Genomic DNA, 24554 nt, shown 5'->3' on the forward strand with positions numbered 1-24554 from the left:
TACTGTTAAGTGTGTGTGCTTGAGACTAAAAGCCTAAAGCACCGCATATAGGAAGGTCACAAAACAACCAAAGATGAAGTTTCGATCACTTACCTAGATGGGAAAGGTCACCTTTTATATTTCTATAAAAAGCAACCTTTGAAGTCACATCATAAGATATAACTTATCACAGATATCATCACTGACGACATAGTAATCATCTAATAACCAAAGATCAACTCTTTATTATCAAGCAAGCTTTCAAACACCAAATCAGTATCCCAACAGATAAACCAAGTATTATTGACTAAAACCTCAAGAAGCTCTTGGGATTTTTCATCAGAAAGCTCTTTACCGAAACATACTTTCTCATATTTTTTAGCCCATGCTTTCTTTTTCTTTATATCAATATAAGGGCATGACATTGAATCAAGGAACAAATAACAGACTCTGGCATCATACTTTATACGCGAAAGATTCAGCAATCTTTTATTTATTTCCTTTGTTAACGTTTCAACAAATGACTTATAATCATCAACACCACCTGCATAATATAATGCTGACATGATATGAAAATAGTCAAAACTATCCTCATTAGATAAGTAGTCTTGTGATGTCCTTTTTAATCCATCAATGTTAAATACTTTTGAAAAAGTTGCTGCAGGTAACAAGTACTCATTTCCCATGACTCGTGAGATGCAAAGTAAGTTAGAAAACTCAATTGGAACAAATGTATTTACACTCGACGACATTTTATTAAAAGAGCTACTTGAGAAAAATGAATCAACCTGATTGCTGACTTCCAGTATGAAAAGATCCATATCTTCAGGATGCATTTTCTGAAAATATTTATAAACAGAATAACAAAGAGTACTTAACTTTAGGCTGTTTGATGATGTTGGTGATATATTAAACAAGTGAAAAGCGATATCAAGCAAGACAAAAATAGCGTTTTTCTGACTCCCAAAATCACTATTCATAAACCTTCTATCTTTAAAAACCAACTTAATTTTGTTCAAAATAGCTGCGATAGAGTAACCACACATCACTGTGTATGCATCAAAATCCTCATAGGATGCAGTCATAACCCTATCAATAAACTTTCTTTTTACTAAATTAGGTCTAATTATTAATCTAAGGTTATTATTATCTTCATAGCAAAAAACAAAACTAAACAACCAAGAAATTGATTCTTGAGTATCTATCTTAGCTCTAGTTATACTTGTAATAAATGGTCGCTCTCTTTTAATAAACTTATTTTCATTAAGTGACAGCTTGTAAAATCTTAATTTTGATTCCAATTTAGATTTAATAACTGTCAAATCTGCATCTGAAGAACCAAAAATAAAATAGTCATCTACATATCTTTTTATACAATACTGTTTACCATTGAACAGGCCAATTTCATCAAGCTCTTTTTCTAACTCTGAATCTACCGCTTGCATTAGTAACTCAGCAAAAATTCTGCTGACCTCATTACCAATTATTATACCATTGGTTTCATTATAATTAGCTCTTTGCATGAGGCGATCAAAAAAGGAAGAAAAGTCACTTTTCTCTCTACTCTCTTTAGCAAAAGATTTATTTTTTAGCGCCCATGATATTGAATGAGTATAAATGCTGTCAAAAAATTTGGAAATATCAACAGACCAAAAATGAGTATACTTCCTTTCCAGCATCAAAAATTCTTTAGAATCAAAGAATCTACTTAATTTGTTATAAGCAGCATATGAAAAGAATGTAGAAGGTTGAAAGACATAATTATTATCCAATTTATCTTTCTTAGAGTAATAGAATGAGGAAACACGATGAGGTTTCCTCATTGAATAAGAACTTTTACTACATGAAGAAATAATCCTATCTGAAAATATACGATATAGTTCGATAGCTTGTGTTTGACTTGCTGGATGCAGTAAACCTAAATGCCTTAGACCACCGTTAGACTTTAGAATTGAATATTTAATAGGAACAAAGTCTTTAGAGGAATCACTACAAACAAATAAATCCTCTATAATTTTATTTTTTATACATTGATTTTCTTTATTTATAGACCACTCGTAGATATGCTTATAAAACCAATTATTGGAGAAGATATTAGGAACATCTAAAGGTGCTGTTTCGGATAGCAATACTCTATTGTAATCACCTTTATTTACTAAATTTTTCATTTTAGAGCCATGCCTGCTTTATTTCTTTAAAGTCTTTATAAGATAACTTACAGAATCTTTTATTTTCAAACCCCTCTTTAAAGCTTACTTTTGAGAGTTTAAGCCTATATTTATATGATAAACAAGCTCTCAATCTTCGGCTTAAGTGAGATTTATTTGAAAACAAAACACTTCTATAAAAAACATCCAACTCATTTAACTGTTCTACATCCGTAACATATTTATAATTAAAAAATATACCTGATAAAACTTGACTGCCGTTACCTGCATTTACCAGCGCATAATTTTTCGACAGAAAGTATATTCTTTTTTGAAGTAAATCATACCTTTCGTTAAAAGCATTTTTACTTGATATAAATTTCGCAATCGACTTTATTATTCTTTTCTTGATCTTTTCTATCTTGTTTTCAGATATTCTTACATTTACAATTCTACGATCTATTGTTAGGGTTTCACCAATTTTATTCTCAATGGTTTTAACATTAAAGTTATACCCTAAAAAATCAAATGATTCTGAAAACTCATAATTATCTGATGTCTTCTTTATCATCTTAAAATCAACTTTATTCCCATTTTGGTGAAATTCAAGTTTAGATGGCAATGGTGAATGTGCTAGCAACTCGATTAATGATTTTCTATTTATGCTAGGAACAGTAACAATTATAATATCATCTACAAACCTAGAGTAAAAAAGAACTCCGCTTTGCTCTGATATGAATTTATCAAAGTCAATCATCATCAGTTCTGATATTGTTGAGCTGATCCCCATCCCTCGAGGTAAACCACTTACATCTTCCAAATCAAGCTCTTGAAACAAATCGAATATTATCTTTATTGTTTTCCGTGATAATAATGAGTCTGACTTTAATTTACTTAATATTGTTTTTCTATCAAAAGACTCATAAAAAGACTTTATATCAAGTCTATGTATAGAGAAAGCATATGAGTCTTTCATATGCGATATTAGCAGTCTTATAGTTGTGTCTCTATCTATACATTTAACATTATAATGGCGTTCAATATTACTAACCAATAAATTATGCAACAATATTGATTCTGGAGTTGTTAAAGTAAAAGCTGGCTTTCCCTTAACTACAATTTTTTTTATTGTATTATTCCATTCCACTCCTGAACTAATATTATTAGGGATCTTATTACAAACTAACTCAAGTGATTCCTTTTTTTTAAACTCAGGAATCTTAATTAAATTTTTATACCTAACTTTTTTCCTAAAAAATCGCGGTATATAAGCAAGCTCAGACACAAACAAAGCACCATTATGCAATCAAAGCCATAACTATATATTATTTAGTCATAACCCTCTATATTTATTTATTAATGCTATGATGTTCATCACTAGCGTTGATGTATCATATCCATATGATCAGCCCATAGTTGCAAAGCTTCGCGGCATTCATCCTCATATCGATGTAAGTTATAGGTGCCAGCAATGCCTTGTTTAGTATGACCTATCACTGCTTCAGCGACTTCCTCCCTTACTTTTAACCTCGCTAAACCAGTTCTGACGGTTCTTCGAAGGTCATGTGGCGTCCAGTGCTCAATATCTAGCATTTCATCTCTTTGCCTCAAGTGCCAAGTAGACGAAGATAGATGATCTTGATTCAATGCTTGATTTGTTTTTTGGGAAGGAAAAAGATATTTCCCACCTAATATTTTATTACTCATTAACCAAGCTAGTGCTTGTTTAGGCAGCTGTACATACCTTGAAGTTCCTGTCTTTGTCGATGGTAGAAAAAGCGTTCCTTTATCAAAATCAACATGCTCCCATTCTGCTTCACACAACTCACCTGTACGGCACCCCGTCCATAAAGTAAAAAGAAATATATTTTTTACTGTGTGAGATAAACTCGATTCTGGTAGCCATAAGAGAAACTTACGAAGCTCATCATCTGTAAAAGCTCGCTTCCCCCTCTGGCTGGCAAGCTTAATTCCACTGCTTTTCAGCGCATTTTTAGCCTTAAAAGCAGGGTTAGTAAAATCCTCATCAAACCTTCCCCTACCTATTGAATACTCATAAGCTAAGTAAAGCTCTCTAAGAACATTTCCAGCTTGTACTGGGGCTCCCCTATCAACAATACCTAAAACTAGCTCTGTGATTTCAGCACGGCCCAATTTTTCAGCATCAAGACGGCCTATTTTCTCAATTACGTCACGCTCAAGCGTTCTGCGAGTCTCTTTCTGTCCTTTTTTTATCCGAGAACCACTGACAATGCGTCCAGATGCATCTCTACGGTCTTCAATTTTTTCCTGCAAGTAGAGCTCAACCATCTGATTTATAGTAAAAATAGGCTTCTCTTGGCCATCTATAGACTCATTAAGCACTTTTTGCTCATTTAGGTAAGATTGAGGATCTATTCCACTAGCCCGCTTGCTCTTCAATAAGAGTAATTCAACGCGGGCTTCTGATAATGACATTTCTGGGTAAACACCCAATTTCAACTGCTTAATTTTGCCATTCTTGGGATGTCGATATCGGTAGAAAAAGGAGGTTAACCCCTTTGAGCCTTTTTCAATACGCAACCCAATATGATCACCGTGATCAGTTAGCCTTTCACCAGCTTTTAAGTTTCGTATTTCTCTATCTGTGAGGGATTTGATATCCTTCGTCTTCGCCATTTTGAGCCTCCATGTCCACTTCTATATTATTTATAAGCATAGCTTACAAGTGTAGGTTTAATTGGCTTCTTCATCACAAACTTACACTAAAAGCTACACTCGCATGAGCAATTGATATGTACGTAGTGACACATGCAGACACAGTAAGAAACTATCCCAATGATAGTAAGATAATGATTTTCAACAACTCATAGGTGAACTTAATAATGAAAAACAATGACAAAGAACAGAAACATACACCTATGATGCAGCAATTTCTTCGGATCAAAGCAGAGAATCCGGATGTCTTGCTGTTCTATCGGATGGGTGATTTCTACGAACTATTTTTTGATGACGCCAAGCAGGCTTCGCAACTGCTGGATATCTCGCTGACCAAGCGCGGCTCTTCCAACGGTGAGCCGATCCCGATGGCCGGGGTGCCTTACCATGCCGTAGAAGGCTATCTTGCCCGCCTTGTCCAACAGGGCGTGTCTGTGGCTATCTGTGAGCAGGTCGGCGATCCCGCCACCAGCAAGGGGCCGGTCGAGCGCAAGGTGGTGCGCATCATCACCCCGGGTACCGTCAGTGACGAGGCGTTGCTGAGCGAGCGACAGGACAATCTGATTGCGGCGATCTACCACGAGGGCAACCAGTTCGGCTATGCCACGCTGGATATCACCTCAGGGCGCTTTATGCTGACCGAGCCCGAGACCGAAGAAGCAATGCAGGCCGAATTGCAGCGCACCAGCCCCGCCGAGTTGCTGTACCCGGAAGACTTCGCGTTGCCGGGCCTGTTCCACGGTATGAAAGGTGCCCGCCGCCGTCCAGTGTGGGAGTTCGATCTCGAGACTGCGCGCCAACAACTGACCATGCAGTTCGGGACCCGCGATCTGGTCGGCTTCGGCGTCGAGCAAGCCGAGCACGGCCTGTGTGCCGCTGGCTGTCTGATGCAATATGTCAAGGACACCCAGCGCACTGCCCTGCCGCATATCCGCTCTATCACGCTGGACACCAAAGATCATTCGGTGATCTTAGATGCCGCCACCCGCCGTAACCTGGAATTGACCCAGAACCTGGCCGGCGGCTTCGACAATACCCTGGCCTCGGTACTCGATCAGACCGCGACCCCCATGGGTAGCCGTTTGCTCAAGCGCTGGCTGCACCAGCCGATCCGCGACCGCCAGCAGCTCAACGGCCGCCTTGATGCCATTACGGCCTTCAAGGACACCGGGCTATTTTTGGATCTGGCTGGAGTACTGCGCCACATGGGCGACTTGGAGCGTATCCTTGCCCGTTTGGCCTTGCGTTCTGCCCGCCCGCGCGATCTCGCCCGCATGCGCACCGCCCTGCAACACCTGCCTGAACTGGCGGAGATGCTCGGCGACATCGACCAACGCCGTATCGGTGAACTGGCCGGCCTTGCCGCGCCGATGGACGAACTGTGCGAGCTGCTTGAGCATGCCATTATCGAAAACCCGCCTGTGGTGATCCGCGATGGTGGCGTCCTGGCACCGGGCTACAATGCCGAGCTGGACGAGTGGCGTGACTTGGCCGACGGTGCCACCAAGTTCTTGGAGGAGCTGGAAGCCAACGAACGCGAACGCCATGACATCGACAGCCTGAAGGTCGGCTTCAACAACGTCCACGGCTTCTATATCCAGGTCAGCCGTGGCCAGAGCCATCTGGTGCCAAGCCACTATGTGCGCCGCCAGACGCTGAAAAATGCCGAGCGCTACATCATCCCGGAGCTCAAGGAGCACGAGGATAAAGTCCTCAACTCGAAATCAAAGGCCTTGGCGCTGGAGAAGAAACTGTGGGAAGAGCTGTTTGATCTGCTGCTACCGCACCTTGAGAAGCTGCAAAACGCTGCCGCGGCGATTTCCGAGCTGGATGTGCTGGCCAACCTGGCCGAGCGTGCCGACACCCTCAACTACTGTCGCCCAGAACTGACGGAAACCACGGGGATTGAAATCACCGCCGGTCGTCACCCGGTAGTCGAGCAGGTGCTGAGCGAACCGTTTATCGCCAACCCGATCTCGCTCCACCGTGACCGCCGCATGCTGATCATTACCGGCCCGAACATGGGCGGTAAGTCGACCTACATGCGTCAGACCGCCCTGATCGCCCTGTTGGCCCATGTCGGCTCTTTCGTGCCTGCCGAAGCGGTCAAGATTGGCCCGCTGGATCGGATCTTTACCCGTATCGGTGCCTCCGATGATCTGGCCTCAGGCCGCTCGACCTTCATGGTGGAAATGACCGAAACCGCCAACATCCTGCACAATGCGACGCAGAATAGCTTGGTGTTGATGGATGAAATTGGCCGCGGTACCAGTACCTATGACGGTCTGTCACTGGCATGGGCCAGTGCCGAATGGCTGGCCGACAAGATCTCGGCCATGACGCTGTTTGCCACCCATTACTTTGAACTGACCGAGCTGCCATCGCTGATGGACGGCTTGGCTAATGTTCATCTTGATGCGGTAGAGCACGGTGACGAGATCGCCTTCATGCACGCAGTCCAGGAAGGTGCTGCCAGCAAGTCTTACGGCCTGGCCGTCGCCAGTCTTGCCGGGGTGCCGAAGTCGGTGATCAAGCGCGCCAAGTTCAAGCTCAAGCAGCTGGAGGCCAGTGGCCACCAACAAGCGGTAGCTCCGGCTAGCCAAGCCCCGGTGGCAGAGCAGCAACTCAGCCTGCTGCCAGAGCCCAGTGAAGTCGAAGAAGCCTTGGCACGTATCAACCCCGATGAAATGACGCCGCGCCAGGCGCTAGATGAACTCTATCGCCTGAAAGCACTTCTGTAGAAGGTTATTGGCTTAGCGGAAATAAAAAGGGATGCCAGATGGCATCCCTTTTTGCAAACACCGGAAAAAGTGTGGAATAAAAGAACCCGGCTAATTACATTTGCTCCTGGTTGAATAGCGACTCGATATTCAGTCCCTGGTGGGTCAGCATATCACGCAAACGGCGAAGGCCTTCGACCTGGATTTGGCGCACTCTTTCCCGGGTCAGGCCAATCTCGCGACCGACATCTTCCAGGGTTGACGCCTCATAGCCCAGCAAGCCAAAACGGCGGGCCAGCACTTCACGCTGCTTCGGATTGAGCTCTTGCAGCCAATGGACGATAGACGTTTTGATATCGTCATCTTGGGTTGATGTTTCGGGACCACCACTCTTCTCATCGGGGATGATATCCAGCAGGGCTTTTTCCGAGTCACCGCCGATTGGGTTGTCCACCGAGCCCACACGCTCATTCAACCGTAACATCCGATTGACATCGTCGACTGACTTATCCAGTTTGAGGGCAATATCTTCAGCCGTCGGCTCATGATCCAGCTTCTGTGCCAGCTCGCGGGCAGTACGGAGGTAGACATTAAGCTCCTTGACGACATGGATTGGCAGACGAATGGTACGGGTCTGGTTCATGATCGCCCGCTCGATGGTTTGGCGGATCCACCAGGTTGCGTAGGTTGAAAAACGGAAGCCGCGTTCCGGATCGAACTTTTCTACCGCTCGGATCAAGCCAAGGTTGCCTTCTTCGACCAAATCGAGCAGCGCCAAGCCACGGTTGCTGTAGCGGCGGGAGATTTTAACCACCAGACGGAGGTTACTTTCGATCATCCGCTTGCGGGCAACTTCATCACCCCGCAAGGCACGCCGGGCATAGAGGACCTCCTCCTCTGCGGTTAGCAAGGGGGAAAAGCCAATTTCACCCAGGTAGAGCTGAGTCGCATCCAGAGCTTTCTGCGTAGCTCCGTATTGCGACATGTCGACATCATCATCGCTAGCACTAACATCTTCGGCTTTGGTTTCGACAGTTGCGGAATCAACTTCCATTTCTTCATCGAATTCAAAGTCTTCAATATCTGCAGCAGTATTGCTTCCACTCATAGCGCCTCCCAGATGGCGAGTTAGCAAGACATTACAACTTTACTATGCCATGTTGTCTATCGCGGTAAATAACGCATAGGATCTACGGATTTACCTTTGTAACGGATCTCAAAATGCAGCTTCACTGTATTCGTGCCGGAGCTTCCCATCGAAGCTATTTTTTGGCCAACCGATACCTGTTGCTGCTCCTTGACATAAACTTGGTCGTTGTGGGCATAGGCACTGAGGTAATCATCGTTGTGCTTGATAATGACCAAATTGCCATATCCCCGAAGCGCGTTACCGGCATAAACCACCACCCCGCTGGCAGACGCATTGACTGATTGCCCACGCTGCCCGGCGATGTCGATACCCTTGTTGCCGTTCTCCGAATTGGAGAACTTGGCTATCACACGCCCCTTAGACGGCCAAGCCCATTTAGCCACTTTAGCGTTGCTAGGTTGCGGCTTATTTGTAACAACTTTGTTACTTTTGGTTGTTTGAGAGTACTCTTTTGTGGGAGCCGGATCAACATTTTTATTGGCGGCTTTTTGCGCGTTTTGCACCTGAGACGCAGCTGCCGGAGCCGGTTGCTGGGAGGCTGGCTGTGGCGCAGGCTGTGACTTAGCCGCTGTTTTAGGTTGAGCCGGTTTAGAGCTTGTTGTTTTTGTGGGAGTTTTAGCAGCAGGCACCGCTGCTACGGCCACAGGGGCTGCCCGGCCATACTGCGGGGCAACATATTTCGGCCGCCACAGTTGCAGCTTCTGGCCAGGGAAAATAGTATAAGGGGCCGACAATTTATTACTTCTAATAATATCGTCAACATCCCGCCCGGTAATGTAAGAGATGAAGTACAAGGTATCCCCCTGCTGCACTTCATAATAGCTGCCGCGATAACTCCCGCGTTCAAGGCTGTTATAGTCCTTACCTAGGCTCATCACCGGGGCCGGGCTATGATTGCTACAGCCAGACAGCATCAGGCCTGCAACTAATGCTGCCAGCTTCCACGCCCTTGCTGAAGACAACACCCTGACCATTTTTGCTATGCCAACTCCCCGGCAACCAGTGGTACAAAGCGTACCGCTTCAATATCACGATAGGTAAAGTGCTCACCTTCACGAACAATCACTTTTAGTACCTGCGATACTTCACCAACCGGGATCACTAGGCGGCCTCCATCCGCAAGTTGCGCTAGGAGCTCGACCGGGATCTCAGCCGCCGCCGCCGTCACGATAATGGCATCAAACGGGCCTTTACTCGCCCAGCCACGCCAACCATCACTGTGCTTGGTCGAGACATTATGCAGCTCAAGCTGTTTTAGGCGCCGCTTCGCCTGCCACTGCAGCGCCTTGATCCGCTCGACGGAGTACACATGATTAACCATATGCGCCAGTACCGCGGTTTGGTAACCGGAGCCAGTACCAATTTCTAACACCCTTGAACCGGGAGCTAGCGCCATCAGTTCGGTCATCTTGGCCACGATATAGGGCTGCGAAATAGTCTGCCCGCAACCAATAGGCAGAGCATTGTTTTCATAAGCTTTGTGTGACAAGGCCTCATCGATAAACAGCTCTCGAGGGACAGATGCCATCGCCTGGAGCACCTTGTCATCAGCAATCCCCTGACGGCGCAAATAGTTCAGCAAAAGTGCCCGCTCGTCCACGTTACGCATTGCGACTATTTCTCCTGTAGCTCTATCCACTCACAGATCCCTTCCAGCGCATCATGCGCGGTAAGATCCACCTGCAGCGGGGTTATCGATACACATCGCTGCTCAATGGCGTAAAAATCGGTACCAGGCCCGGCGTCCTGACAAGGCCCTGGAGGCCCCAGCCAGTAGAGCTCTTTGCCCCTGGGATCAACGCCCTTGACCATGTTCTCGGCACGGTGACGGGCTCCCAAGCGGGTTACCTGCCAAGTCCCTAAATCTGAATAAGCGACATCCGGCACATTGATATTTAAAATTTTATTGCTCGGCAATGGCTGTGACTGTATTTTTTGCAGCACTTGCTTCACCACCTGCGCAGCAGTATCAAAATGCTGATGCCCAACCAAGGATACGGCTATCGCCGGGACACCGAGGAAATGCCCCTCCGTCGCCGCCGCAACCGTCCCTGAATAAAGCACGTCATCACCGAGGTTGGCACCATGGTTGATCCCGGCGACAACCACATCAGGACGCTCATCGAGCCATTCATTGAGCGCAAAATGGACACAATCTGTCGGCGTGCCCTCGACCGAGATCCGCTGCTCACCTTCATGGCGGATCCGCAGCGGGTTATCCAGCGTCAGCGAATTGGACGCCCCCGAGCGGTTGCGGTCCGGGGCAACCACCGTTACCTCGCCAATTTCGCTCAATACCTCCGCCAGGGTATTGATCCCCTCGGCAAAGATGCCATCATCATTACTGATCAGAATTCGCATCGTATCCTTCCTGTTGTGGCAGCTCGACCATGAGCTCGCGAACGACTGCGGTGGCAAAACAACCCGCTGGTAGCGCAAAAGATACCGTAACCGTGTCGCCATCATGCTGCCAAGCCATGTCCTGCGGTTTCAGCAGCAACGGCCGGCGTTCATGGCGCATCCGGTTATCGCGGATCAGCTTTAGCAGCAACGGTTCTTGCTCGACAATCGCCATTTCAAACGCTTCGCTCTGGCCACTCGTCGGCAAAGCATTGTCGCCCATCATCGGGGCCGTAATACTGGCAGTGCCGTTGTCAACAGCCTGCTGCCACTGCTCAAGATCGGCTTGCACCAAGCGACCACGCTCATCACCATCGACTTGCAGCAAATCACCATCCAGCACCGTGTGGACAGCCTGCTGCTCGATGCGCGCAGATAGCACCATATTGAACAGCCAGGAGCGAGCGGCAGACAGGTAGAAGCTGCGCTTGCTCTTGTCACGCACCCGGAATTCATCATTGCCCCAGGCCCGGGCCTTGACGACATTGTTGCCGCTATGGCCAAAGCGCTGTTCACCGAAGTAGTTCGGGACACCCTGCTTGGCAACCTGTGCCAAGCGCGCCACCACATCATCGGCCTGATCCAATTCACGCAGTGTCAGTTGGAACCAGTTACCCACCAGATCCCCGGGACGCAGCTTCTTGTCATGACGGGCCGTTTCCAGTACTTCAACACCGGGATGCTCGGCAACAAACTGGGCCAAATCCGGATCCGGTTTCCCCGGCAGGTGAACACTGAGCCACTGCTCGGTCACCGCATGGCGATCCTTTAGGCCCGCCCAGCTCACATCACGTGATTTGACACCGCACGCTTTGGCCAGTTCGTTCACTACATATTTGGTGTTTTCACCGGTTTTACGGATCTTCACCATGAAGTGCTCGCCGGTACCAGCAAACTCGAAGCCAAGGTTTTCCTTTACTACAAAATCTTCAGGTTCAACCTTAATGCGGCCCTGACAGCTCGGTTTTCTATACAACCAGCTGAAGTTGTCCATTACCGTAGACATAATTACACCATTCTTTAGCAGCATCGAAATGCCAGAAGACAGGGCTACCACCGCCCTGCCCGATTTATTCTTTGTGGATCAGCACTACCGCTTCACAGGCAATGCCTTCTTTGCGCCCGGTAAAGCCTAGGCGCTCCGAGGTAGTCGCTTTGACATTGATGTTCTCAACGTCGGTTTCCAGATCCTCGGCAATCGCTTGGCACATTGTATCAATATGCGGAGCCATTTTCGGTGCCTGAGCAATAATGGTGACATCCAGATTACCCAGGCGATAGCCTTTGGCTTTTACTTTGCGGTATACATCGCGCAGCAACAGACGACTGTCAGCCCCTTCCCACTCGGCATCGGTATCGGGAAAGTGACGGCCAATATCACCGGCACCAATGGCACCAAGTAGAGCATCGCATACCGCGTGCAGCGCCACATCGCCATCCGAGTGGGCAATCAGCCCCTGCTCATAAGGGATCGCAACGCCACCAATAATCACCGGTCCTTCGCCACCAAATTTATGCACATCAAAACCGTGTCCAATTCGCATCATTGTTGCTCTTCCTTCAATAAATGTTGCAGGTAAAATTCCGCGATGGCGAGATCTTCTGGCTGGGTCACTTTCAAGTTATCGGCACGCCCGGCAACCAATTTCGGTGCCATACCGCAGTGCTCCAGCGCAGAGGCTTCATCGGTGATGATTGCCCCGTCGGCCAATGCCTTTTCCAACGCCAGCTTCAACTGGCCAACCCGGAACATCTGCGGAGTAAGGGCATGCCAAAGATCGCTGCGCTCCACAGTCGAAGCTATCGCCTGCTGACCATTGCCACGCTTCATGGTATCGCGCACTGGGGCCGCCAAGATAGCACCACACTCACTCGCCAGCGCCTCATCGATCAGCCTCTGCAGATCGCGCTGGCGCAGGCAAGGGCGGGCAGCATCATGCACCAGCACCCAGGCATCTGGATCGGCGATGACCGCCAAACCGGAGAAGACCGAGTCGGCCCGCTCCGCCCCACCATCGACCCGGGTAACCAGGGGATGCACCGCCAACGGCAGGGTTGGGAAATACGGATCATGCTCGCTAACGGCAACCACGACGCGATCAATCATCGGGTGCTGCAGCAGGCGATCAATGGTATGTTCAAGAATAGTCTTGCCTGCAATGAGCAAGTACTGTTTAGGTCGGTCAGCCGCCATCCGGCTACCAACACCAGCAGCCGGTACGACTGCGATCAATTTATCTTTCATGGAATTCAATCACTGACAATACGGAAAAAGGTTTCACCCGTTCCGATCATTCCCAGCTCGTTACGAGCTCGCTCTTCGATGGCTTCCTGACCGCGGTGCAGGTCATGAATTTCGAAATACATCTGCTGATTGCGCTGAGCCAGTTCGGCATTGGCCTGCTGTTGCACCACCACGTTGTCACGCACCGCCAGGTAGTCGACCATGCCGTTCTTGCCGAGCCAGAAGTCATATTGTAACCAGCTGAGGATTGCCAGCAGCAGGAGGTTTAACAATCGCATTGCGCCCTCTTGGCAATGGTATAAGAAATTAAGCTAATCATAACAGATTGAAACACAAAGACGTGTCAAGCCGGTGGTAATAATACCAAACTGAATATTACTCAGTTCGGTATATTCCCATAACTTGCACGTTGACACTAGGGGCTGTAGGCCGCCAAGCCGCTATTCGCCCATAAAAAAACCGCCCATGGTGGGCGGTTTTTAGTATCAGCTCGGGTCACCCCGATACGCAGCTTTTAATTAAGCTTGGCCTTTAACTTCTTTAAGACCGTTGTAAGGTGCTTTCTCACCTAGCGCTTCTTCGATACGGATTAGCTGGTTGTACTTAGCAACACGGTCAGAACGGCTCATAGAACCAGTCTTGATCTGGCCAGCAGCAGTACCTACCGCTAGGTCAGCGATAGTTGCATCTTCAGTTTCACCAGAACGGTGAGAGATAACTGCAGTGTAACCAGCGTCTTTAGCCATCTTGATAGCAGCTAGAGTTTCAGTTAGAGAACCGATCTGGTTGAACTTGATAAGGATAGAGTTAGCAACGCCTTTCTCGATACCTTGAGCAAGAATCTTAGTGTTAGTAACGAATAGATCGTCACCAACTAGCTGGATCTTGTCACCTAGTAGTTCAGTCTGGTGCTTGAAGCCATCCCAGTCAGACTCGTCTAGACCGTCTTCGATAGAAACGATTGGGTACTCAGCAACTAGGCCAGCTAGGTAGTGGTTGAACTCTTCAGAAGTGAAGATCTTACCTTCGCCTTTCATGTTGTAGTTGCCAGCTTCTTTGTCGAAGAACTCAGATGCCGCACAGTCCATAGCAAGAGTTACGTCTTTGCCTAGCTCGTAGCCAGCTAGCTCAACAGCTTCTTTGATTGCAGCTAGAGCAGCAGCGTTTGACTCTAGGTTAGGAGCGAAACCGCCTTCGTCACCTACAGCAGTGCTCATGCCTTTAGACTTAAGAACTTTAGCTAGGTTGTGGAATACTTCAGCACCGATACGTAGACCTTCTTTAAGAGTCTTAGCGCCAACTGGCTGGATCATGAACTCTTGGATGTCAACGTTGTTATCAGCGTGCTCACCACCGTTGATGATGTTCATCATTGGTAGAGGCATAGAGAACTGACCAGCAGTACCGTTTAGCTCAGCGATGTGCTCGTATAGAGGCATGCCTTTAGCTGCTGCAGCAGCTTTAGCGTTCGCTAGAGATACAGCTAGGATTGCGTTTGCACCGAAGTTAGATTTGTTTTCAGTGCCGTCTAGGTCAAGCATGATCTGGTCGATTTCAGCTTGTGCTTTAGCGTCTTTACCTACTAGAGCTTCCGCGATTGGGCCGTTCACAGCTTCAACAGCTTTAAGAACACCTTTACCTAGGAAACGAGACTTGTCACCGTCGCGTAGCTCAAGAGCTTCACGAGAACCAGTTGATGCACCAGATGGTGCAGCAGCCATACCTACGAAACCGCCTTCTAGGTGAACTTCAGCTTCTACAGTTGGGTTACCACGTGAGTCAATGATTTCACGACCTAGAACTTTAACGATCTTAGACATTGTGTTTCCTCTTGCTTTATCTTCAAATTAAAAGCTAAAAAAATAGCTGCAGCCATCACTGCCACAGCTATCCGTAATCCTTACTTGTTAAGCTCACCGCGCTGGTTTGCACCAGCCGCTTTCACGAAGCCTTCAAATAGAGGGTGGCCATCGCGAGGCGTAGAGGTGAACTCAGGGTGGAACTGAGCGGCCACAAACCATGGGTGGTTCGGGATCTCGATGATTTCCACCAACTTCTTGTCTGCAGACAGACCAGAAATTTTCAGACCTGCTTTCTCTAGTTGAGGAAGTAGGTTGTTGTTTACTTCGTAGCGGTGACGGTGACGCTCATGAATCGTTGGGTTACCGTATAGTTCACGCGCTTTCGAACCTTCAGCCAAGTGACATAGCTGAGAACCAAGACGCATAGTACCGCCAAGGTCAGATTTTTCGGTACGCTCTTCAACGTTGCCTTCGCCATCAACCCACTCAGTGATCAGGCCAACAACCGGGTTCTTGGTATCAGCGTTGAACTCAGTAGAGTGAGCGCCTTCAAGACCCGCAACGTTACGTGCGAATTCAATCAATGCCACCTGCATACCCAAGCAGATACCTAGGTAAGGGATGTTATTTTCACGGGCGTACTGTGCAGTCAGGATCTTGCCTTCTACACCACGGCCGCCGAAGCCACCAGGAACCAAGATAGCGTCAAGGCCTTGCAGCGCTTCTTCGCCTTTGCTCTCGACATCTTGCGAGTCAACGTACTTGATCTTCACAGACAGGCGGTTCTTCAGGCCTGCGTGCTTAAGTGCTTCGTTCACTGACTTGTAAGCATCTGGTAGTTCGATGTACTTACCCACCATACCGATAACAACTTCGGCTGTCGGGTTAGCTTCTTCATAGATCACCTGTTCCCACTCAGAAAGATCAGCTTCCGGCGCTGTAATACCGAAGCGCTGACATACCAAGTCATCAAGACCCTGAGCCTTGATAAGCTGTGGGATCTTGTAGATGGAATCTACGTCTTTCATTGAAATAACGGCTTTTTCCTGAACATTACAGAACAGTGCAATCTTGGCACGCTCGTTAGCAGGGATCATACGGTCAGAACGACATACCAGGATGTCTGGCTGAATACCGATAGAAAGCAGCTCTTTCACAGAATGCTGGGTTGGCTTAGTTTTCACTTCGCCAGCCGCTGCCAGGTATGGAACCAATGTCAGGTGCATGAACATAGCACGCTCGCGGCCTAGTTCTACAGCTAGCTGACGGATAGCTTCCATAAATGGTAGAGATTCGATATCACCTACTGTGCCGCCAACTTCGACGATAGCAACGTCGTGGCCTTCTGCACCAGCAATAACACGCTCTTTGATGGCGTTGGTGATGTGTGGGATAACCTGAATCGTTGCACCTAGGTAGTCACCACGACGCTCTTTACGCAGTACATCAGCGTAAACACGTCCCGCAGTGAAGTTGTTGCGCTTAGTCATCTTGGTACGGATGAAACGCTCATAGTGACCTAGGTCAAGGTCAGTCTCTGCACCGTCTTCCGTTACGAATACTTCACCATGCTGAATCGGGCTCATTGTGCCTGGGTCAACGTTGATGTAAGGGTCTAGTTTCATCATGGTCACTTTCAGACCACGTGCTTCTAGAATAGCCGCTAGTGATGCAGCAGCAATACCTTTACCTAGTGAGGATACGACCCCGCCCGTAACAAAAATGTAATTCGTCGTCATGTTTTACCTGGAAGATTGGTATAGAGGATATAAAAAGTATCTGGACGGGAAATTAGTATACCAGACACACTTTATCGCCACAACGTGAAAACTATCACAGCACGTTTGGTTTTTTTTTGTCTCAAATCAATTCTACTAAACTAGGTGACTATAGATTGACCATTCCTCCGTGCGGCCGCCCGTATCCCCTCCACCTAGCTCACTTTGTCTTCAGCTCGTTGCGCTTGACCTCGTCCCAGATTGCATCCAGGTACTCCAGTGAACAATCGTCAAGGCGCTTCCCTCTTTCTAGCACAGTTTTCTCCACTTCGCGAAAACGGCGCTCAAATTTCTGGTTGGCCCGCTGCAGAGCCACTTCCGGCTTGACCTGCACATGGCGGCTGAAGTTGGCCACCGCGAACAGCAAGTCTCCCATTTCCTCTTCGATTCTATCCTGATCCGGTGACACCTGGATGACCTCTTCCAACACCTCGTCAATCTCCTCCTGGACCTTGTCGAGCACCGGACCCAGAGTGTCCCAGTCAAAACCGTGCTTGGCACAGCGCTTTTGGATTTTATCGGCCCGGGTCAGTGCCGGCAGCGCGCGCGGGATATTGGCAAGGACACTGCTATCCTCCCCTTTGGCGGAGCGCTCCTTGGCCTTTTCTGCTTCCCAATTGGCGTTGATGTCAGCCTCACTGGCAAACTCGGTATCAGAAAAGACATGGGGGTGGCGGCGGGTGAGCTTTTCGTTGATCCCCTGCACCACATCATCAAAATCAAACAGCCCCTGCTCCTTGCCGAGCTGGCTGTAAAATATCACCTGAAACAACAAGTCACCCAACTCTTCTCGGACATCATCCCAATTCTGCTGCTCAATCGCGTCGGCCACTTCGTAGGCTTCTTCCAAGGTATGCGGCACGATGGTGGCGAAGGTCTGCTTCAGATCCCACGGGCAGCCATTGTCCGGATCACGCAGCTTGGCCATGATCTCCACCAGTTGTTCGATAGGGCGTTGTGATTTACTCATAGGGTTAATCTCTGTCTGCAAAAGAAAAAGCGGCAGCCTTGGCTCCCGCTTTTGTCATTAAATCTAATACTGCTTAGTGCAGCCTTTTCGCCTCGGCGACGTCTCTCACCTGCTCGATACGCTTGAGTACCCGGCTCAGCACTTCCAGATCGGTCAGCTCGATATCGAAATCCATGATCGACATCTGCTTCTTGAAATCAACCCGGCTCTTCATACCGGCCACTTTGACCTTCTCGTTGGCTAAAGTGTTGGTCAACTCCTTGAGCAGGCCGTTACGCTCTGCCGCGGTGACCCTCACCGTAATGTGGTAGTTGCCGACAAAGCCGCCGCCCCACACCGTATCGATGATCCGCTCCGGCGCGACATGACGCAGCTCCTCGAGTTGCTCACAGTCACTGCGGTGAACCGAAATCCCCCGCCCCTGCGTCACAAAGCCCTGGATATCATCGCCCGGGATCGGCTGGCAACAACGGGCAAGGTGGGTCATCAGGTTATCCACCCCTTCCACTACCACCGCATCACGCTGCGGCTTCTTGGTGGTTACCGGCTTGCTGCTGGCTTCGGTCAGCTTCTCCAGCAGTTGCTGATCCTCTTCCTCTGCCGTGGGTTTATTGACCAAGGCATTGATATGGTTGATGACCTGATTAATCCGCAGATCACCGCTGCCGATCCCGGCAAACAGCTCATCGGCCGAATTGACATTAAAACGCTTGAGCGCATAAGCCTCGGCATCCTTCATGGTCGCGCCGATCTTGACCAGCTCGATTTCCAAGATCTCACGGCCAGCCAGGATGTTTTTGTCGCGATCCTGCTTGCGGAACCAAGCATGGACCTTGGAGCGAGCGCGGCTAGAATTCACGAAACCGAGGTTCGGGTTCAACCAGTCACGCGAGGGGTTCGGCTCTTTCTGGGTAATAATCTCGACCTGATCACCCATCTGAAGGTTGTAGGTAAACGGGACAATACGCCCCTCGACCTTAGCACCAATACAACGGTGGCCGACTTCCGAGTGGATGTGGTAAGCAAAATCCAGCGGAGTCGCATCAAGCGGCAGATCGACCACATCGCCTTTCGGGGTAAAGGCATAGACACGGTCATCAAATACCTGGCTACGCAGCTCTTCGAGCATCTCGCCCGAGTCGGACATCTCTTCCTGCCAGGCAAGCAGCTTACGCAGCCAGTTGATTTTCTCATCGTAGGATGACTTGGCACCGCCTGACGATGAACCACTTTCCTTGTACTTCCAGTGGGCAGCAACACCCAGCTCCGACTCTTCATGCATCTGCTTGGTACGGATCTGGATCTCAATCGTCTTGCCTTCCGGGCCCAGGACTACAGTGTGGATCGACTGGTAGCCATTAGGTTTCGGGTTGGCGACATAATCGTCGAACTCTTTCGGCAGATGACGGTACTTGGTGTGGACGATACCCAGTGCGGCGTAGCAGTCCTGGATTTCGTCAGCAATGATCCGCACCGCACGGACATCGAACAATTCATCGAATGCCAGGCTCTTCTTCTGCATCTTGCGCCAGATGCTGTAAATATGTTTCGGACGCCCCTGGACATCGGCCTTGATTGCCGACGCCTTCATGTCGTCGGCTAAGTCGGTCACGAAGTGCTCGATATATTGCTCGCGGTCGATGCGGCGTTCGGACAGTTGCTTGGCAATCTGCTTGTAGGTCTCAGGGTGACGGTAGCGGAAGGCGTAGTCTTCAATTTCCCACTTGAGCTGACCGATACCCAGGCGGTTGGCCAGCGGCGCATAGATATTGGCACACTCTTTGGCAGCAGCCCGGCGCACCTCATCCGGCTCGTCTTTCACCTCGCGTAAGTTACAGATCCGCTCGGCCAGCTTGATCACCACGCAGCGGAAGTCATCGACCATCGACAGCAGCATACGGCGGATATTATCGACCTGTGCCGACTGCTCTGCACCTTCCTTGGTGGCGTTGAGCTGACCGATGGCTGCCATCTGGCCAACACCGGTGACCATCTGCATAATGGTGTTGCTGTAGTCTTCCTTAAGTTGCTCCGGGCTGTATACGCCAGCCTCCACCAGCGGGAACAGCAGGGCTGCCACCAGCGTATCTTTATCCATGCTGAGCGTGACCAGGATCTCGACCATCTCGCGGCCCCGCCATAGCAATAATGACGCGCGCTCGTCCCCTGTCGTCAAGTCGATACACCGCTGGTAAGTCTTGGCAAGATGCTTCGCTACCTTGGCATCCTGCTTCAGGCTATCAACCCAAGATGAAAGCTCGAATGTATCATTTTCCTTTAAATGCGCACCGCGAACTGCGACCATTTCTCTATCCTGTTTACTCTAGTAATGTGAGTCTATTGCTTGATAAACAACGCCATCGACTCCAAATGCCCGGTATGGGGGAACATGTCCATCATACCCAACCGTTCCAACTGATAACCTTGTGTCAATAACACCTGACTGTCTCGTGCCAGCGTCGCCGGGTTGCAGGAGACATACACCACCCGCTCAGGCCCCAGATTCACCACATGCTGCATGACGCCAGCTGCACCGGCCCGGGCCGGGTCGAGCAATACCTTGCTGAACTTTTCTTGGGCCCAAGATTTTGCCGTGACATCCTCTTCTAAGTTGGCTTGATAAAATTCAGCGTTAACCTGTTGATTATTTTTTGCATTCTCTGATGCACGATGCACCATCTCATCGACGCCTTCAACACCAACCAGTGCTTTTGCTCGCTTTGCGAGCGGTAAACTGAAATTACCAAGCCCACAGAATAGATCAAGTACCCGATCATCAGGTTCGACAGCCAACCAGTCCATGGCCTGGGCCACCATCTTCTGGTTCACCTCGCGATTGACCTGGATAAAGTCCTTCGGCGAGAAAGCCAACTGCAGGCCATCCAACTCATAATAAGGAGCCGGCCCGGAAATGCTATCGAGGGACTCAGAAGTGGGCGCCAAGTACAACATTAGCTGGTGCTGGTCAGCAAACTGACGGATTGCGGTCATGTCTTTGTCAGAGAATGGCTGCAGATGGCGGATCAGCACCACCCGGCCATTGTCGGCGTCGACCAGCTCGACATGGCCAAGGTGCTTGCGCCCCTTGAGCCCAGACAACAGACTACGCAACGCCGGCAAAAGTTCATTCAGCGGCTGTGCCAGCACCGGACAGTGCGCCACATCGACGATTTCCTTGCTCTGCTTTTTGCGAAAGCCGATCTGCAGCTCCCCGCCCTTCGGTATCACGCTGAGGCGGGCACAGCGGCGGTATTGCCATTCGGCGCTGGTGATCGGCGCGACCTGCTCGACCTGTCCGCCCGTACGGGCAAACTTGCCCATCAGCTCCCCCAGGGACTGCTGCTTGGCCGCCACCTGGCCTTGGTGCGACAGATGCTGCAGGTTACAGCCACCGCACTGGTCGTAGAGCGGGCAAGCCGGGGCTACGCGCTCAGTGCTGTCACTCAAACGGCGGATCACCTTGGCACGGGCAAACTGCTTTTTGTCTTCCGTCAGCTGGATAATTGCCTTCTCCCCAGGCAACAGCCCCTCGACAAACACCGGCTTGCGGTCGAGGTGGCCGATACCGGCACCCAGGTGGTCGAGCCGGCTGATGGTGATTTCTTTATGCTTGGTATCGGTTAATTTTCTTTTCTGAGGCTTAAAAAAGCGTGCCATAGTAATTGGACCCACGGAGCAATTTGTCCAAACTGGTGATTTCTACAACAGTTTAGGATGAGTTGATTGTCGAATAGCCTGACTTTCATTAAGCTAGCGGCCATAGATGGGATAATTGTCCCATAGAATCGCATTCTTGTAATTAAGAGAACCATGACCAAATATGGACTTCGTGCCAGGGTGTTCACCCTGACATTAGCACCGACGCTGATTATTGGCCTGCTTTTGAGCGCATTTTTTACCATGAGCCGATATCGCGATCTTGAACATCAGCTTATCTCGACCGGTGCCAGCATTATCGAGCCCCTGGCGATCTCCACCGAATACGGCATGGCCGACCAGAACCGCGAGGCCGTCCGCCGCTTGATCAGCTATGCCCACCGCAAGCATTCGCAAATCGTGCGCAGTATTGCGGTGTTCAATACCAAGAACGAACTGTTCGTCACCTCGAACTTCCACCGTAACTTCGAGGCCCTGATGTACCCGGAAGATCAGCCAATCCCGCTGTTGCTGGAAACCCGGCTCAACGAAAACGCGCTGATCCTGCGCGCGCCGATCCTCAAGGAAGGCCAGTTCAGCAACGCGTCCATTCCGGGCTACCAGGCCGAAACCCTCGGCTATATCGCCCTCGAGCTCGACTTGAGTGCCCTGCGCCTGCAGCAGTATCAGGAAGTCTTTACCGCCCTGATGGTGCTGCTGCTCGGCCTGACCCTGTCTGCGCTGTTCGCCTACCGGCTGATGAAAGATGTGACCCGCCCGATCTCGCACATGGTAAGCATGGTTGACCGGATCCGCCGCGGCCACCTTGATGTGCGTATCGAAGGCCAGCTGCTGGGCGAGCTTGATACCCTGAAAAACGGTATCAATGCGATGGCGATTTCGCTATCGGAATACCATATCGAGATGCAGCAGAGTATCGATCAGGCCACCTCGGACCTGCGTGAGACCCTCGAGCAGCTCGAGATCCAGAACGTCGAGCTGGATATTGCCAAAAAGCGCGCGCAGGAAGCGGCACGGGTCAAATCCGAGTTCCTCGCCAACATGTCGCACGAGCTGCGTACCCCGCTCAACGGGGTGATCGGCTTCACCCGCCAGATGCTCAAGACCCGCCTGAGCTCCAGCCAGCAGGACTACCTGCAGACTATCGAGAAGTCGGCCAACAACTTGCTGACCATCATCAACGACATCCTCGACTTCTCCAAGCTGGAAGCCGGCAAATTATTGCTTGAGAACATCCCGTTCGACTTCACCGAGTCCCTCGATGAAGTGATGAAACTACTGGCACCGAGCGCCCACGAAAAAGGCCTCGAGCTCACCCTCAAGGTCGACCACCGCATCCCGAGCGGCATGATCGGCGATCCACTGCGTATCCAGCAGGTACTGACCAACCTGATCGGCAACGCGGTCAAGTTTACCGAGCGCGGCAACATCGATGTCTCAGTCGAGCTCAAGACCGAACGCGACGAAAGCCTCGAGCTGCAATTCATGGTTCGTGATACCGGGATCGGTATCTCTGAACGCCAGCAGGCGCAGCTGTTCCAGGCCTTTAGCCAAGCCGATGCCAGTATTTCTCGCCGCTACGGCGGTACCGGCCTTGGCCTGGTGATCACCCAGAAGCTGGTGAGCCAGATGGGCGGCGAAGTCAGCCTGACCAGCCGCCTCCACCAAGGCTCGACCTTCTGGTTCAGCCTGCGCCTGAACAAGACCGATCTGCCGGTGTCCCAGCCTATCGACACCCATTCGCTGATCAACAAGAAACTGTTGCTGATCGAACCCAACATGCAGGCAGCCTCGGTGATCCAGCAGCGCCTGATCCGTGCCGGTATCCATGTCACGTACCGCTCGAGCATGCCAGATGATGCCGAGCACCACGATTTTGCCCTGCTCAACCTATCGCCGGGCGAACAACCGCCAATCGCCACCTTGCTCGACCAGGTGTTCAAGGCCGAACAGCTCAGTGAGAAAGTGATCGTCAGCCTGCCGACCACCGAGCTGGCCCTGTCCGAGCGCCTGCTCAATGCCGGGGTTACCTCCTGCTTGCCGAAACCTCTGGGCCACCGCAAGCTGTTCGAAGCCTTGGTCAGCGAGCCCGATCAGTTCAGCGAACCGGAGCCGCAGCCAATCAGCAGTGAAGCGCCAAGCATCCAGCCGCTGACCGTCATGGCGGTGGACGACAACCCGGCCAACCTCAAGCTGATCTCCGCCCTGCTGTGCGAGCGGGTCGAGACGGTGATCACCGCCAGCGGCGGCCGCAAGGCGGTGGAGTATGCCCACCAGAAAGAGTTTGACCTGATCTTCATGGATATCCAGATGCCGGAAATGGACGGGGTCACTGCCTGCCAGGAAATCCACAAAACCGAACTCAACCATTCCACTCCGGTGATTGCGGTGACCGCCCACGCCATGGCCGGGGAGCGCGAGCGCCTGATTGAAGCGGGGATGGATGATTACCTGACCAAGCCCATCGAAGAGCGGATCCTGCAACAGATCCTGGCCAAGTGGACCACGCCGCACGACCAGCCAATCCACGCCCTCGATGCCCCGGTCCCCGAGCCATCCCAGGACGATACCAGCAGCAACGAGGCACCAGCGAGCGCGAACCAGAACGTCAGCTGGGACTGGGATTTGGCCCTGAAGCAAGCCGCGGGCAAGGAAGAACTGGCCAAGGATATGCTGCAGATGCTGCTCGACTTCATGCCGGAAGTGGAAATGCTGGTCAACGAGGCACTCGACGGCAAAGATATCGAGCTGTGGCCGCCAATCCACAAGCTCCACGGCAGCTGCGCCTACAGCGGCGTGCCGCGCCTCAAGAACCTGTGCCATACCATCGAAACCGAGCTCAAGGCCGGGGCCAGCACCGACGACATCGAGCCGGAGCTGTTCGAGCTCATCGACGAGATGAACAACGTGGTCAAGGCGTCGAAGGCGTATAGGCACTAAGGCATAGGGCTCTAGGCAATGGGCCGATAGTAGAACAAGGCGAGCTTCGAGCTCGCCTTTATTTTGGGT

18 protein-coding genes are annotated in these 24554 nt (G+C 50.3%); 2 read left to right on the forward strand and 16 right to left on the reverse strand.

All coding sequences use genetic code 11. The features are described 5' to 3' along the window. Positions 1–200: 200 nt before the first annotated feature. The 3 genes from drt3b to C9J03_RS18790 form a co-directional block, all read right to left on the reverse strand. A complete protein-coding gene (gene drt3b / locus C9J03_RS18780; protein ID WP_082060570.1) occupies positions 201–2147 on the reverse strand; it encodes an antiviral reverse transcriptase Drt3b in 1947 nt (648 codons plus the stop codon). 1 nt (position 2148) lies between these two features. Further along, entirely contained in the window at positions 2149–3411 is a 1263-nt protein-coding gene (gene drt3a, locus C9J03_RS18785; RefSeq protein WP_044622530.1) for an antiviral reverse transcriptase Drt3a, read from the reverse strand. A gap of 92 nt (positions 3412–3503) precedes the next feature. Then, entirely contained in the window at positions 3504–4784 is a 1281-nt protein-coding gene (locus C9J03_RS18790) for a tyrosine-type recombinase/integrase (protein WP_044622529.1), read from the reverse strand. A 206-nt stretch (positions 4785–4990) separates the two neighbouring features. Here C9J03_RS18790 and mutS point away from each other — a divergent pair, with 206 nt between their 5' ends. Then, complete coding sequence (gene mutS, locus C9J03_RS18795; protein ID WP_044622528.1) at positions 4991–7564, forward strand: DNA mismatch repair protein MutS; 2574 nt, start codon at positions 4991–4993, stop codon at positions 7562–7564. Positions 7565–7658: 94 nt separating this feature from the next. Here the strand turns inward: mutS and rpoS are convergent, their stop codons facing one another. The 13 genes from rpoS to rlmD form a co-directional block, all read right to left on the reverse strand. Next, a complete protein-coding gene (gene rpoS / locus C9J03_RS18800; RefSeq protein ID WP_039465179.1) occupies positions 7659–8651 on the reverse strand; it encodes an RNA polymerase sigma factor RpoS in 993 nt (330 codons plus the stop codon). A 56-nt stretch (positions 8652–8707) separates the two neighbouring features. Continuing rightward, positions 8708–9667, reverse strand: coding sequence for a peptidoglycan DD-metalloendopeptidase family protein (locus tag C9J03_RS18805; protein ID WP_044622527.1), 960 nt, complete (start codon positions 9665–9667; stop codon positions 8708–8710). A 5-nt stretch (positions 9668–9672) separates the two neighbouring features. Beyond that, the gene (locus C9J03_RS18810) at positions 9673–10302 is read right to left on the reverse strand and encodes a protein-L-isoaspartate(D-aspartate) O-methyltransferase (RefSeq protein WP_044622526.1); all 630 of its coding nucleotides are present in this window, start codon (positions 10300–10302) and stop codon (positions 9673–9675) included. Positions 10303–10307: 5 nt separating this feature from the next. Further along, positions 10308–11054, reverse strand: a complete 747-nt coding sequence (gene surE, locus C9J03_RS18815; RefSeq protein ID WP_044622525.1) for a 5'/3'-nucleotidase SurE — start codon at positions 11052–11054, stop codon at positions 10308–10310. Further along, entirely contained in the window at positions 11035–12099 is a 1065-nt protein-coding gene (truD, locus tag C9J03_RS18820; protein WP_044624372.1) for a tRNA pseudouridine(13) synthase TruD, read from the reverse strand. The genes surE and truD overlap by 20 nt, the downstream gene beginning before the upstream one ends. A gap of 64 nt (positions 12100–12163) precedes the next feature. Next, positions 12164–12637 (reverse strand): 2-C-methyl-D-erythritol 2,4-cyclodiphosphate synthase, encoded by a 474-nt coding sequence (ispF, locus tag C9J03_RS18825; RefSeq protein ID WP_197078624.1) that lies wholly within the window; start codon positions 12635–12637, stop codon positions 12164–12166. After that, positions 12637–13338, reverse strand: a complete 702-nt coding sequence (gene ispD, locus C9J03_RS18830; protein ID WP_044622523.1) for a 2-C-methyl-D-erythritol 4-phosphate cytidylyltransferase — start codon at positions 13336–13338, stop codon at positions 12637–12639. The genes ispF and ispD overlap by 1 nt, the downstream gene beginning before the upstream one ends. A 5-nt stretch (positions 13339–13343) precedes the next feature. Next, positions 13344–13616 (reverse strand): cell division protein FtsB, encoded by a 273-nt coding sequence (gene ftsB, locus C9J03_RS18835; protein ID WP_039465214.1) that lies wholly within the window; start codon positions 13614–13616, stop codon positions 13344–13346. Positions 13617–13856: 240 nt separating this feature from the next. Beyond that, positions 13857–15158 carry a phosphopyruvate hydratase gene (eno, locus tag C9J03_RS18840; protein WP_044622522.1) on the reverse strand — a complete coding sequence of 434 codons (1302 nt, stop codon included), beginning with the start codon at positions 15156–15158 and terminating at the stop codon, positions 13857–13859. 80 nt (positions 15159–15238) lie between these two features. Beyond that, entirely contained in the window at positions 15239–16879 is a 1641-nt protein-coding gene (locus C9J03_RS18845) for a CTP synthase (protein ID WP_044622521.1), read from the reverse strand. A gap of 199 nt (positions 16880–17078) precedes the next feature. Continuing rightward, a complete protein-coding gene (mazG, locus tag C9J03_RS18850; RefSeq protein ID WP_044622520.1) occupies positions 17079–17888 on the reverse strand; it encodes a nucleoside triphosphate pyrophosphohydrolase in 810 nt (269 codons plus the stop codon). A gap of 73 nt (positions 17889–17961) precedes the next feature. Beyond that, positions 17962–20193, reverse strand: coding sequence for a GTP diphosphokinase (gene relA, locus C9J03_RS18855; RefSeq protein ID WP_044622519.1), 2232 nt, complete (start codon positions 20191–20193; stop codon positions 17962–17964). Positions 20194–20225: 32 nt separating this feature from the next. After that, positions 20226–21545, reverse strand: coding sequence for a 23S rRNA (uracil(1939)-C(5))-methyltransferase RlmD (gene rlmD, locus C9J03_RS18860; RefSeq protein WP_044622518.1), 1320 nt, complete (start codon positions 21543–21545; stop codon positions 20226–20228). Positions 21546–21698: 153 nt separating this feature from the next. Here rlmD and barA point away from each other — a divergent pair, with 153 nt between their 5' ends. Then, positions 21699–24485 carry a two-component sensor histidine kinase BarA gene (gene barA, locus C9J03_RS18865; RefSeq protein ID WP_044622517.1) on the forward strand — a complete coding sequence of 929 codons (2787 nt, stop codon included), beginning with the start codon at positions 21699–21701 and terminating at the stop codon, positions 24483–24485. Positions 24486–24554: the final 69 nt, after the last annotated feature.

The organism is Photobacterium gaetbulicola, assembly GCF_003025515.1.
Lineage (GTDB): Bacteria > Pseudomonadota > Gammaproteobacteria > Enterobacterales > Vibrionaceae > Photobacterium > Photobacterium gaetbulicola.

Excerpts from the sequence above, each read along its gene's own strand:
- drt3b (WP_082060570.1), bottom strand. The coding sequence starts at position 2,147 with ATGAAAAATTTAGTAAATAAAGGTGATTACAATAGAGTATTGCTATCC.
- C9J03_RS18790 (WP_044622529.1), bottom strand. The coding sequence starts at position 4,784 with ATGGCGAAGACGAAGGATATCAAATCCCTCACAGATAGAGAAATACGA.
- mutS (WP_044622528.1), top strand. The coding sequence starts at position 4,991 with ATGAAAAACAATGACAAAGAACAGAAACATACACCTATGATGCAGCAA.
- rpoS (WP_039465179.1), bottom strand. The coding sequence starts at position 8,651 with ATGAGTGGAAGCAATACTGCTGCAGATATTGAAGACTTTGAATTCGAT.
- C9J03_RS18805 (WP_044622527.1), bottom strand. The coding sequence starts at position 9,667 with ATGGTCAGGGTGTTGTCTTCAGCAAGGGCGTGGAAGCTGGCAGCATTA.
- C9J03_RS18810 (WP_044622526.1), bottom strand. The coding sequence starts at position 10,302 with ATGCGTAACGTGGACGAGCGGGCACTTTTGCTGAACTATTTGCGCCGT.
- surE (WP_044622525.1), bottom strand. The coding sequence starts at position 11,054 with ATGCGAATTCTGATCAGTAATGATGATGGCATCTTTGCCGAGGGGATC.
- truD (WP_044624372.1), bottom strand. The coding sequence starts at position 12,099 with ATGTCTACGGTAATGGACAACTTCAGCTGGTTGTATAGAAAACCGAGC.
- ispF (WP_197078624.1), bottom strand. The coding sequence starts at position 12,637 with ATGCGAATTGGACACGGTTTTGATGTGCATAAATTTGGTGGCGAAGGA.
- ispD (WP_044622523.1), bottom strand. The coding sequence starts at position 13,338 with ATGAAAGATAAATTGATCGCAGTCGTACCGGCTGCTGGTGTTGGTAGC.
- ftsB (WP_039465214.1), bottom strand. The coding sequence starts at position 13,616 with ATGCGATTGTTAAACCTCCTGCTGCTGGCAATCCTCAGCTGGTTACAA.
- eno (WP_044622522.1), bottom strand. The coding sequence starts at position 15,158 with ATGTCTAAGATCGTTAAAGTTCTAGGTCGTGAAATCATTGACTCACGT.
- C9J03_RS18845 (WP_044622521.1), bottom strand. The coding sequence starts at position 16,879 with ATGACGACGAATTACATTTTTGTTACGGGCGGGGTCGTATCCTCACTA.
- mazG (WP_044622520.1), bottom strand. The coding sequence starts at position 17,888 with ATGAGTAAATCACAACGCCCTATCGAACAACTGGTGGAGATCATGGCC.
- relA (WP_044622519.1), bottom strand. The coding sequence starts at position 20,193 with ATGGTCGCAGTTCGCGGTGCGCATTTAAAGGAAAATGATACATTCGAG.
- rlmD (WP_044622518.1), bottom strand. The coding sequence starts at position 21,545 with ATGGCACGCTTTTTTAAGCCTCAGAAAAGAAAATTAACCGATACCAAG.
- barA (WP_044622517.1), top strand. The coding sequence starts at position 21,699 with ATGACCAAATATGGACTTCGTGCCAGGGTGTTCACCCTGACATTAGCA.